The organism is Idiomarina sp. ST10R2A5 (assembly GCF_051842325.1).
GTDB lineage: Bacteria > Pseudomonadota > Gammaproteobacteria > Enterobacterales > Alteromonadaceae > Idiomarina > Idiomarina abyssalis.
The window spans coordinates 1-12898 of sequence record NZ_JBNIEX010000001.1 but is presented as its reverse complement, the minus strand read 5'-3'; the positions used below and the strand labels follow the sequence as shown (position 1 = coordinate 12898).

7 protein-coding genes and 1 tRNA gene are annotated in these 12898 nt (G+C 46.3%); 1 reads left to right on the top strand and 7 read right to left on the bottom strand.

Annotated elements, in window-relative coordinates:
• Positions 1–69: 69 nt before the first annotated feature.
• The gene (locus ACP7FG_RS00040) at positions 70–2037 is read right to left on the bottom strand and encodes a cation:proton antiporter domain-containing protein (protein WP_439225157.1); all 1968 of its coding nucleotides are present in this window, start codon (positions 2035–2037) and stop codon (positions 70–72) included.
• Positions 2038–2203: 166 nt separating this feature from the next.
• Here ACP7FG_RS00040 and ACP7FG_RS00035 point away from each other — a divergent pair, with 166 nt between their 5' ends.
• A complete protein-coding gene (locus ACP7FG_RS00035) occupies positions 2204–3109 on the top strand; it encodes a GGDEF domain-containing protein (protein WP_224797251.1) in 906 nt (301 codons plus the stop codon).
• Here ACP7FG_RS00035 and tilS read toward each other — a convergent pair.
• The 6 genes from tilS to ACP7FG_RS00005 form a co-directional block, all read right to left on the bottom strand.
• Positions 3075–4406, bottom strand: a complete 1332-nt coding sequence (gene tilS / locus ACP7FG_RS00030; protein WP_224797250.1) for a tRNA lysidine(34) synthetase TilS — start codon at positions 4404–4406, stop codon at positions 3075–3077. The two genes, ACP7FG_RS00035 and tilS, sit on opposite strands and share 35 nt — an antisense overlap.
• A gap of 6 nt (positions 4407–4412) precedes the next feature.
• Positions 4413–5369: an acetyl-CoA carboxylase carboxyl transferase subunit alpha gene (gene accA / locus ACP7FG_RS00025; RefSeq protein WP_054488314.1), complete on the bottom strand. Its 957-nt coding sequence runs from the start codon at positions 5367–5369 to the stop codon at positions 4413–4415.
• Between the two features lie 15 nt (positions 5370–5384).
• A complete protein-coding gene (gene dnaE / locus ACP7FG_RS00020) occupies positions 5385–8861 on the bottom strand; it encodes a DNA polymerase III subunit alpha (RefSeq protein WP_439225155.1) in 3477 nt (1158 codons plus the stop codon).
• 78 nt (positions 8862–8939) lie between these two features.
• Complete coding sequence (locus ACP7FG_RS00015; protein ID WP_439225154.1) at positions 8940–10235, bottom strand: NAD(P)/FAD-dependent oxidoreductase; 1296 nt, start codon at positions 10233–10235, stop codon at positions 8940–8942.
• 100 nt (positions 10236–10335) lie between these two features.
• Positions 10336–12513, bottom strand: coding sequence for a M3 family metallopeptidase (locus ACP7FG_RS00010; protein WP_224797247.1), 2178 nt, complete (start codon positions 12511–12513; stop codon positions 10336–10338).
• A 208-nt stretch (positions 12514–12721) separates the two neighbouring features.
• Positions 12722–12798: transfer RNA gene (locus ACP7FG_RS00005), tRNA-Asp, on the bottom strand.
• Positions 12799–12898: the final 100 nt, after the last annotated feature.

Sequence of the window (12898 nt, the reverse complement as noted above, 5' to 3'; positions counted from 1 at the left end):
TATTGTAAAATGTTAGACGTTAACTGTTGCCAGTTGTGTTAATACCCAGGAAAGTTGTAACGGACTGTTTCAACCCTCCAGTAACCAACGTTCAGCAGCCTCTACATAACGCGGTTTACCCATTAACAGAACCACATCCTGCGATTGCAGCTCAGTATCACTGTCGGGCTCAGGAAACTCCTCGTCATCACGTCGCAAAGCTTTCAACTGAACCTGATGCTTGTCCCAGTCGAGCTCATCAATGCGTTTACTTATAGCCCAGGCACCTTCCGGCAAAGTTAACGCTTTCAGAAACTCCAGCTTATCAGAGAGCTCAGGATCCATATCGGTTTCCGAACCCTGGAAGAAACCGTGCATCTCTCCATAGTGGTTACGACGTTCTTTATCCAGCCGGGCAAGAATACGGCGTATCGGAATTCCGCTACGGTTCAACACATGAGAAATAAGCATTAGGCTTGCTTCCAATGTATCCGGTACCACCTGAGAAGCGCCTGCTTCCTGCAGCTGAGTCAATCTCATATCATCTTTACTGCGCACAATAATGTAAGCATCAGGGTTCAATTGACGCAGTTCTTTCAATACATCCAGGGCGCGTAGATCATCGGCGAAGCTAATAATAATCAAGTCCACCGTTTCAGCTCCTACGGCTCGTAAAATATCTTTACGGGCACTGTCTCCGAAATAAACCCGGGCGCCACCGGCGACTGCTTCCTGAACCCTCATAGGGTCATTGTCAACGGCAATATGTGTAATTCCTTCAGCATCCAAGAACCGGCTCATGGTTTGACCAACCCGACCAAAACCGCAAATGAGTACTTGATTTTCGAGCCCCTCGCCACTCGTTGTGCGTTGCTTCTCTATATCGACTAGCGGATCAGGGTGACGAACCACTAGGTTAACCAGGGGTTTAAGACGATGAATGATTATGGGGGTCATGGCCATACTCAGCACGCCAATACCTATCATGCTGGTAACAATTTCTTTATTCAGTAAACCATGAGTGCTTGCTAATGCCACAATAACGAAACCGAATTCCCCCATTTGGAACAGCGAAATACCACTGCCCCAGGCATCTTCATCTCGCTCACCCATAAAGCGTGCAACCGAGCTTATCAGGGCAATTTTAATCACCGCCATAATAACCAGCGCCAGAAGTATCCAGTGAAAATTTTGAACAAAACCATAAAGCTGAAGCTGCATACCAATGGTAGTAAAAAAGAGCCCCATCAAAATGTCACGAAAGGGACGAATATCGGCTTCTAGCTGATGTTTATATTGGCTTTCACCCAGCATCATACCTGCAAGGAAAGCCCCCAGCGCCATGGAAAGCCCAAAGATATGCGTCATACCGCCGGCGACCAGAGCAACCAGTAAGGTAGCAAGAACAAAAAGCTCATCGGTTCTTTGCTTAGCTATTTCCTTAAATAAGTAAGGTAATACCCATTTCCCAATGGTCATAAGTACAGCAATAACCGCCGCACCTTTAGCTAAGGCAAACAATAAAGTGGCTCCAATATTGCCGTCATCGGATGCTAATAATGGAATGATAATAAGCAGAGGAACAACGGCTATATCCTGAAAAAGCAGAATAGCGACACTCATCTGCCCTCGCCGGGTGGAGGTTTGTGCACTTTCTTTCAACTGCTTAATAACAACCGCCGTCGATGACAGAGCGAGCGCACCGGCTATTGCTAACGAAGCTGCCCATTCATCTAACCAAATAAAGGCTATGAGCAAGAATATCAGCAATGAACCAAGAACCTGCGCGGCTCCTAATCCGAATACCCAGCGTCGCATTGCAATCATTTTAGGCAACGAGAACTCCAGGCCGAGCGAGAACAACAGCAACACAATTCCCAGTTCTGCGACCAGATGATAATCATCGGGATCGGCTATCCAACCCATTACATCTGGGCCTGCGATAATACCTGCAACTAAGTAAGCCAAAATTGCGGGTAACTTAATTCTCCGGAACAACCAGACCAGAATCACAGCAACGGCTAATAAAAGCAGCAGACTGGAAAAAGTACCGTTCATTCAGAAGCTCCTGAGTCGTTTTGTTTTTGTAGTGTCAAAATAGTAACACTCTTTTGTTTCAGAAAAACTAGCTCTTATAAAGTTTTGTAAATTATAAAGATTTTTATTTTGGCGCAAATTTTGCAAGGTTAATTTCAATTATTAAATTCAGGCACAAAGGTTTGTCATGTTAAACAGAGCTGTCGCTAAAGCTGAGACTAAAACAACTGAGAACAAAACTCAGGCGATTATCAGTCAATTAACATCATCAACAGAACTAAAGTCCAAGTCGGCTCCGCTCAGCGAGCGTCTGCAAACCTCTCTCGACTTAAATCAAGTGCTGTCAATTTATGCCGACTATATGCTGCAACGATTGCCTGTTAGCGCATTACAATTCATCTCAGACGACCAAATTATTAACTTGGTTGGTAATTACCAGGACCAAAATAGTGAGTACTCGGTCATGCTTTACGCTGATAACGAATACTTAGGACAAATGGTTTATCAATTTAAACGCACCCCTTCTTACGTTAACAAAATGCGGCTGGAGCAAATGCATAAGCAACTGACCTTCCCGCTGAGAAATGCAATACACTTCTCTCGTTTACGGAAAGTTGCGGTGCGCGACCATTTAACCGGCTTAGGCAACAGAGCTCTTTTAGACGAGACATTGGAACACCTCAGTGCTCGCCTAAAACGGGACAACAGCCAGTCTCATATTGTCATGCTATTGGACATGGACGGCTTCAAAGCGGTTAATGATCGCCACGGTCACCAACAAGGTGACGAAGTACTTAAACAGTTTGGTCAATTACTACAACATCAGCTGCGAGATACCGACCGAGTGTTTCGTTACGGTGGTGACGAATTCGTACTCATACTCGAAAACACTCAGCCGGAACAAGCAGAGGAAGTATTCCTACGTATACGTAATGCGCTTAATAACGACATTAAACTTGCCACTTTTAACATTGGTGTCAGTGCCGGCAGTCTGGCCATGGAAAGCTTTCACAGCGCACAAGACATTATTGATGAAGCCGACAGACGTCTTTACGCCGCTAAAGTAGCGGGAAAAGGTCAGCATCTGAGTTAAACCACACCGGTTCCGGCAGGCTTATGCTTTCTTCGGTCTGGAAACTGAACCAACCCATACCGGCAACCCAAAGGTATTTTTCATTGAGTTCAAGTATGGGTCGTCTTTGTCTTAACCAGGGCGGAACACCGGCCTGCTTTAGCCACTCCTTAAGTTTTTTTCGTCCCTGACGTCCGGGCTTTGCCAGTTTTTCCGCGGGCAATGAAAAGGTTAGTTTTAGCTGATTACTGCCGTTGACAAGCTCAGTCGGAACAGTCAGTTTACCCCACTTGCCCAAGTCGACGTTCGTTTCAGTTACTAAAGAATCACCGGGTAATTCGGCTACCTTAACGTCACACCAAAGCGCATGCTGAAAATACCGTACAACGTAACCGTCACAATGTATTTGGAGCTGACTATCATCGCTTGCTGTAAGTGCCTGACGGCGGATTTGTTCTAGCTGCTCGTAACTTGGTAACGGCTTTTTCTGCTCTTGCAGCCAAGTACGTAGCAATGCACGTTGCATTGCTTCTGAGCGTTGATTTAGTAACAAGATAGGAAAGTGATAGATATGGCTCTGTTGGTTATGTAATTTTTCTAACAACAGTTCATCCATAACCTGCTGTTGTTCAGCACAAAGCTTTGCGGCGCGCAAAACACTTTGACCAAACTGAGGCCAACGCTGTTCCAGTACAGGAACGACATCATGTCGGAGAAAATTTCGCTCAATGCTTGTATCGTAATTGGTATCGTCTTCTATCCAGGTCAAATTACGCTGCGTTGCGTAATCTAAAATTTGCTCTTTACTGACACTCAGCAAAGGTCGACATAATCGACGTTTTCCTGCCCACGCCTGAATACGTGCCATAGAAGATAAGCCCTTAGGACCACTACCACGCTTTAACTGCAGAAAAAAGGTTTCAATTTGATCGTTACGATGCTGACCAAGCAGCAGCACGGCGTCATTTTGAGTCAGTTCAGCCATCCGTTGGTAGCGCCCTTCACGACCTGCGGCTTCTTTGCTCTGCCTGTTTGCAACAGGAACGTCGAGTGGCTCGAAAATAGTTGGAATACCGTAAGCCTTTGCTGCTTCCTCTATGGTCGAGGACCAGTCAGCAGAGCTTGGGTGGAAACTGTGATCTAAATGAATCGCCAGATAGTCATACTGAGGATGCTGCCGGCGATAACGCATCAGCAAATCAAGAACGGTTTGCGAGTCGGCCCCGCCACCAAGGGCAACAACCAATTGCTGCCCCGGCTTTAAAGCGAGAGATTCTAAAGCGTCACAAAATAGGTCATATAGACCGTCAACTGTCATTGGAAATTAGCAGTAACCGAAAGACATCAGTTTACGATAACGCTGGTCCAGCAACTCTTCGTGGCTTAGATCTTTTAGACTTTCTAAGTCTGACACCAACTGCTGCTTCAGTCGCGTTGCCATTTCTTCCTGATGGCGATGCGCACCGCCCAGAGGTTCAGGAATGATAGCGTCGATTAAACCGAGCTCTTTACTACGCTGCGCAGTTACCCCCATAGCTTCTGCGGCTAAAGGTGCTTTACTGGCACTTTTCCATAAAATTGAGGCACAACCTTCAGGAGAAATAACCGAATAGGTACTGTACTGCAGCATATTAACCCGGTCGCCAACACCAATAGCCAGTGCTCCACCCGAGCCGCCTTCGCCTATAACAGTACAAACAATTGGAACGGTTAAACGAGCCATAACTTTTAAGTTACGAGCAATTGCTTCACTTTGCCCGCGCTCTTCAGCGCCAATTCCAGGATACGCACCGGGCGTATCAATAAAAGTTACTACCGGCATATTGAAACGTTCAGCCGTCTCCATAAGCCGCAATGCCTTCCGATAACCTTCCGGTTTTGGCATACCAAAATTACGGCGGATTTTTTCTTTCGTTTCACGCCCTTTCTGCTGACCAATAACCATCACCGGCTTGCCATCCAAACGTGCAATACCACCGACAATTGCTTCGTCATTAGCAAAAGAGCGATCACCCGCCATTTCATCAAATTCGGTGAAGATCATACGGATATAGTCAAGCGTGTATGGACGTAGCGGATGACGCGCCAGTTGTGCTACCTGCCACGCACCGAGATCAGAGAAGATTTTCTCTGTCAGCTCCTGACTTTTTGTGGTCAGCCGCTGGACTTCTTCTTCTAAGTTGAGATCCAGTTGCCCGCGGTCACCAACAGATTTCAGTTCTTCAATCTGCGCTTCAAGTTCTGCAATCGGCTGTTCAAAATCCAGAAAATTAAGGCTCATTCGCTGTCATTTCCTTTAAAATTCGAGTGAAACTTGCTGAGTTCCCAACAAGTTCTGTAATTCGTATAGTAGTTCATCAGACGGATTCACATACCATTGTGCGCCAACATTTAAAGTGGCTTCAACACGTTCCGACTGATACCGCATTTTTATCGGGCAAGTCCCTTCAGCAAAGGGTTTTAATAGCTTTTCCAGTTTGCTGGCAAGGCCATTAGTGAGCTGCTCATCCGTGACTGTAATTGCTATATGTCTGAGATACGTTTCCCGAGCCTGCTCAATTGCCATCACTTCTCTGGCTGTCATTGTATTGCTATTACTGAAGTTATCAAATCTGACCTCACCTTTTACCCACAAAATTCGGTCTTTTTCTAGCAATTCTTGATAACTTTCGTACTCATTGCTGAATAAACGCACATCCATGCGCGCTGTTTTATCATCTAAAGTAACTATAGCAAAACGCTGACCACGTTTATTGGTCAATACGCGAATATCGATGACCAGCCCCGCAATTGCGATACTTTCATCTTTGCGCGTAGGAGTAACATTGGACAGCGTGCTATTAATGTAGTGCTTGAGCTCTTTACGAAAGCGATTGATCGGGTGTCCGGTTAAGTATAACCCCAGAGTATCACGCTCACCCTCTAACCATACCGCTTCTGACCATTTGCGCACGCTGACAAACTCTTGTTCAACCGCTTCAGGTTCGGTCGTCAGAACCCCAAACATGTCAGACTGACCAATTTTCTCAGCATTAAGGTGCTGCTCTGCCTGGCGAATCGCTTTTTCCAACGTTGCCATCAACGCCGCACGGTGCGGTCCAAGGTTGTCCATTGCGCCGGCGCGAATTAAGCGTTCGAGAATACGCTTATTCATACGCTTCAGGTCAACCCGACAACAAAAATCAAATAAATCCCGAAACGGACCACCCTCTTGTCTCGCCTTAATGATCGATTCAATTGGCCCTTCACCGACACCTTTAATGGCCCCAATGCCGTACACAACTCGCTGCTGCTCGTCGACAGTAAACTTGTACTCACCTTTATTAACATCGGGTGGTAATAAATCAAGCCCCATGCGTTCGCATTCATCAGCTAAAGTGACAATTTTATCGGTATTGTCCATGTCTGCTGACATCACCGCAGCCATAAACTCTGCGGGGTAATGGGTCTTCATCCATAAAGTCTGGTAAGAAACCAACGCATAAGCGGCAGAGTGCGACTTGTTAAAGCCATAACCGGCAAACTTCTCAACCAAATCGAAGATTTTCATGGCCAGTTCAGGGTCGATGTTATTTTTAGCGGCCCCTTCACGGAAAATCTCGCGCTGTTTGGCCATTTCCTCTGGCTTTTTCTTACCCATTGCGCGACGTAGTAAATCTGCACCACCAAGCGTGTAACCTGCCAGAACCTGCGCTATCTGCATTACCTGCTCTTGATACAGAATAACCCCGTAGGTAGGCTCCAGTATCGGTTGCAAGCTATCATGCTGATACTTAACATCCGGGTAAGAGATTTCTTCACGACCGTGCTTTCGGTCGATAAAGTTATCAACCATTCCCGATTGCAATGGCCCTGGACGAAACAGCGCAACCAAAGCGATAATGTCTTCAAAGGAGTCCGGCAGAAGCTTTTTAATCAGCTCTTTCATGCCACGAGACTCTAACTGGAAGACCGCCGTTGTTTCGGCCTTCTTCAATAATTTAAAACAAGCCGGATCGGTTAAATCAATTGCTGTAATATCTATAGGGTCTTTGCCACTTTTAGCGTGGCGCCGGTTTACCATGTCCACAGCCCATTGGATAATGGTCAACGTTCTGAGGCCTAAGAAGTCAAACTTAACCAGACCCGCTGATTCAACATCGTCTTTATCAAATTGAGTAACCGGGTTGTTGCCTTCGTCGTCACAATACAGTGGCGAAAAGTCAGTTATTTTGGTTGGAGAAATAACCACACCACCAGCATGTTTACCGGCATTACGGGTCACACCTTCCAGAATACGGGCCATATCTATAATGGCCTTAACTTCTTCGTCTTGCTCGTATGCAGCACCAAGTTGAGGCTCTACCTCAAAGGCTTTAGCCAGAGTCATGCCCGGGTCACCCGGTACCAGCTTTGAAATTCTGTCGACAAAACCGTAAGGATGGCCCAGCACCCGGCCAACGTCACGGATGGCCGCTTTAGCCGCCATGGTGCCAAAAGTAATAATCTGCGAGACCGCTCCACGCCCGTAAAGATCAGCTACGTGGTCAATAACCTCGTCACGGCGATCCATACAGAAGTCGACATCGAAATCGGGCATGGAAACCCGTTCTGGGTTTAAAAATCGTTCAAAAAGCAGGTCAAACTCAAGCGGATCAAGATCGGTAATTTTAAGCGCATAAGCCACTAAAGAGCCCGCACCCGAGCCCCGGCCCGGGCCTACGGGTATACCGTTATCTTTACTCCACTGAATAAACTCCATAACGATAAGAAAATAACCGGGAAAGCCCATATCGTTAATAACGCCCAGCTCGCGTTTCAGCCGTTCATCGTATTCAGGACGCTTTTGTTGCCGCTCCTCTGCGTCTGGAAATAAAAACTCTAAACGCTCTTCCAGACCTTCTTCTGAAGCTTTGATGAGAAATGCTTCAGTAGTCAGGTCGCCCGTTGGAAACTTGGGAAGAAAATACTCCCCTAAACGCACAGTAACATTACAGCGTTTGGCTATCTCAACCGTGTTTTCTATTGCTTCAGGAATATCAGAAAACAGCTCTATCATTTCTTCGCTGGAGCGGAGGTATTGCTGCGGAGAATATTTTTTAGGACGACGCTTGTCTTCTAGCTGGTAACCGTCATGAATGGCCACGCGAATTTCGTGCGGATCGAAGTCTTCTTCTTTAAGAAAAACAACTTCGTTAGTTGCTACGACCGGGAGTTCCGTTTGACCAGCTAAGGCAACCGCTTTATGCAGGTAATCTTCTTCCTGAGGGCGCCCTGTACGCACCAACTCAAGATAATAGCGATTTGGAAAGTACTGCTGATAAAAATCCAGAGCAAGATCAAGTTGGCTGTCATGCCCTTTAATCAGAGCCTGTCCAACATCACCTTGCCGACTGCCCGACAGAAGGATAATGCCTTCGTTATGCTCTTTGAGCCAGTCCTTGTCGATAACTGGCTTACCTTTAATATTACCTCTTAAATACGCCTTGGAAATCAGCTGTGTAATTTGCTGATAGCCTTCATTGTCCATCGCCAGAGCTGTTAGCCGGAAAAGCTCGGATTCAGGATACTCTGCCTGTACCCAGAAATCACAGCCAATTAAGGGCTTTAATCCAAGCTTATGCGCCGCGCCATAGTAGCGAACTAAACCACAAAAATTCATTTGGTCAGTAATGGCCAATGCCGGCATACCAGCATCAGCAACCGCTTCACAAATGGGCCCAACTTTCGCCAGGCCATCTATCATGGAAAAGTCACTATGAATTCTTAGGTGAACAAAATTTGGTGCAGTCATTTTACGAATACAGTCTGGCTTTTTTCGTTATCATTTTATGGCCTTTATTGTGCCTTAAGCGGCTTTCGAAGTATATCGTCAGTGTAACTTCAGGCGCGGTTTTACCACATGGTTCAGTTTATCCACCATCAACAACAGCAACATTTTCCACCAGCCATGTAGGGCCCTCTGGTGCATCCGGTATAAACTGGCGTAAGCCCAACGCGCCAGCGTGCCTTCAAGCGACATTGATAAACTTTTACTTTGCATCAAATTGCCAACAGCAGAAAAGCGACTTAAAGAAACTAACGAGCCGCGATCTTTATACTCAAACGCTTTGACTGACTTGCCTTTGTATTCACGAACAATGTTGTCATACAAACACTCAGCCATTTGATGCGCAGACTGTGCTCTGGGCGGCACCCAGCGCTCATCATCGATTTTGCAGCCCGCGCAGTCGCCTATGGCATAAATACTTTGCTCAGATACCGACTGAAGGTACTCGTTAACTTCAATCTGATTATTTTTTCTAACAGTCAGGCCCCATTCCTTAACCACATCCGGCGCCCTGACTCCTGCCGCCCAAACCATTAGGTTTGCCTGAACCGGTTCGCCTTCCGACAGAACTAGTGTGTTGTCTTTAACCTCTGTCACTGGGTTATCCAGAATAACTTCGACGCCAAGCGACTTTAGTTTTTTCTCCACTGACTTCGACAGGCGTTCAGGCAAAGCAGGCAATAATCTTTTACCGGCTTCAATTAAACGTACTTCAAAATGCTTTTGGTCCAGATAAGACAAACCATAAATCGATAGCAACGAAACCGAGTGAATTAACTCCGCTGCCAATTCAACTCCAGTAGCGCCGCCGCCAACGATAGACAAGGATAATTTCGTTTCCTTACCATCTTCAATTGACTGATTTACCCGTAAGAATTCATTTAGCAGGTGTTCGTGAAACTCATCTGCCTGGCGCAATGAATCCAGGAAATAACAGTGCTCGCCAACTCCGGGGGTTCCAAAGTCCGCGGTAACACTGCCTATCGCAAGAATTAATCTATCGTAGTGAATGCTTCGCGGCGCTAACACTTCATGACCCTGTTCATCTTTTATCGCCGCTAATTGAATCGACTTTTCATCTTTATCCACCGACTCTAAAGTGCCAACCAGAAACTGGAAGCCTTCGCGAGCGCTTTGCCCGCGATAATCCAGCTCAGCCAAGCGCGAATCTAACGCACCTGAAGCAACTTCGTGTAATAGCGGTTTCCATAAATGAGTGCTATTACGATCAATTAAGGTAATCTTTGCTTTCTTTTTACGACCCAGCTTTCTCCCCAGCATGGTCGCTAATTCCAGTCCACCTGCACCACCACCAACAATGACAATCCGTTCTTGCATTTGTGCCTCGCCTATCTGCAGATAATAAAAAAGCCACTGACGATGATAACGCCAGTGGCTTTAGATAACGACTGTTCAGTCGAAATTATTTCAGTATGACTTAGTCGATACTTGGATCTGTCAATCCGCGACGTTCAAGCAGAGCTTCAACAGTCGGTTCCTGACCGCGCCAGTCGATGTACTGCTGCATAGGATCCTTGCTGCTGCCTTTCGACAGAATTTCCTTACGGAAAGCCTGACCGTTTTCGAGGCTTAAGCCACCATTATTTCCCATATGCTTAAACGCATCGGCAGCCAATACTTCACTCCACATATATGCGTAGTAGCCCGCTGAATAACCGCCGGCAAATACGTGAGCAAAGTAAGTCGAACGATAGCGTGGTGGTACAGCTTCAACGGCTACACCGTTTTTCTCCAGTGCCTCTTGCTCAAATGCCGCAACGTCGTCAATCTCAGTTCCTGGCTCCACAGTGTGGTATTCAAGGTCAAGTAATGCAGCAGAGAGATACTCTAAGGTATCAAAGCCCTGATTGAAGTTACGTGCATCCAGTACTTTTTGCAGTAGTTCGTCAGGTATCTGCTCACCGGTTTCGTAATGCTTCGCATACTTCGCGATAACTTTTTCGTTCAGTGTCCAGTCTTCCTGGAAAGTGGATGGAAACTCTACGTAGTCACGAGGTACTGAAGTACCAGCCTGAGACGGGTATTTAACATCAGAGAACATACCATGCAAGGCATGTCCCATTTCGTGGAACATAGTTGATACTTCATCAAAGCTGATTAAGGTTGGTTCACCTTCCGGCGCTTTAGTGATGTTCATGTTGTTCAGGATAACTGGCTTCTGGTTCATCAGCTCAGACTGAGTACGGAATGAGCTCATCCAGGCACCGCCACGCTTGCTGTCGCGAGTAAAGTAATCGGCATAGAACAAGCCAATACTTGAGCCGTCAACGTCTTTTACTTCATATACAACCACTTCGTCATGATAAACCGGAATGTCGTTGCGCTCTTCAAAGGTGATACCAAACAATTGGTTCATTGCGTAGAAGACACCGTCTTCTAATACGCGGTTAAATTCGAAGTATTGTTTTACTTCGTCTGCGTCAATTGCGTATTTCTCTTCACGCACTTTCTCAGCGTAATAGAACCAGTCCCAAGGCTTCAACTCAAAATCTTCGCCTTCGGCCTCAATCATTGCCTGAATTTCTTGCGCTTCTTTCTCTACGTTGCTGACAACAGCCGGAACCAGGTCACGCAGCATTGACTGAGCAGCTTCTGGAGTACCCGCCATGTTATCGGCTAGTACGTAGTCACCCCAGCTGTCATAGCCTAAAAGTTTTGCTTTATCGGCACGAAGCTTAGTTAAACGCTGAACCATAGGACGAGTATCAGTCGCGGTATTACCTGAGCCACGATTCGCTGAGGTTTCCCAGATTTTCTGACGTAATTCGCGATTTTCCAGATCAGTAAGAATTGACTGACGAGTGGTGTTTGTCAGAGTAATTGCATACTTGCCTTCCATATCACGACTTTCTGCCGCACTTGCCAAAGAAGCAATCTGGCTGTCGCTTAATCCGGCCAACTCTTCTTTAGTATCTACGACAATAACGTTTTCCTGCGTCAACGCCATCAAGCTCTTCTGGAACTCAGTGGTTAAACTTGAAAGTTCCTTGTTGATATCTCGAATTTGCTGCTTTTGCTCATCGTTCAGTTCCGCACCAGCACGAACAAAGCCTTTATAAGTGTCTTCCAGCAAACGCTCAGATTCAGAGTCCAGTTCCAATGATTCACGGTTATCAAATAACTGCTTAACCCGCGCAAATAAATCTGCGTTTAGCATGATATTGTCACGGTGCGACGCCATCTTAGGTGCTAACTTACCTTGTAATTCACGAATTTCATCGCTGCTGTTAGAAGATGAAAGGTTATAAAATACTGAACTTACGCGGCTAAGAATTTCTCCCGCTTTTTCCATCTCAACAATGGTGTTTTGGAACGTAGGATCTTCTGAGTTTGTCGCAATAGCCTCAATCTCGGCCATGTGCTCTTCCATACCACGCTCAAATGCAGGTTCAAAATGTTTGAACTCAATGGCATCAAAATTAGGAGCTTGATAAAGCAATGAGCTTGCCTCGAAGAAAGGGTTTGATGCTGTTGCTTGTTGACTGCTGTCAGCAGATGCAGCTTGGTTTTCAGTAGTTGATGAGTTATTTGCATCACTGCAAGCTCCCAACGATACTGCTGCGCCCACAGCTACAGCCAGTAAAGTTTTACGCATGGGTATCTCCCGTTGTCTTTGTTATGTCATTGTGATTTTGGTGACAATACTCTAGCCCCAGGAAAGCTTTGGCTCAAGAGTTAAACGGCAAAAAGCATGATCTGCAGGGTAAAAATGTGAAACAAACTGTGATCACGGAAATACAGGCGTACTGTAATGGATAAAATGGTAAGGCAAATCTATAAAACAGGGAGATTAAACAGAATAATGGCGGAGTGGACGGGACTCGAACCCGCGACCTCCGGCGTGACAGGCCGGCATTCTAACCAACTGAACTACCACTCCGCAAAATTCTTGGGGGCGTACTAAATGGCGGAGTGGACGGGACTCGAACCCGCGACCTCCGGCGTGACAGGCCGGCATTCTAACCAACTGAACTACCACT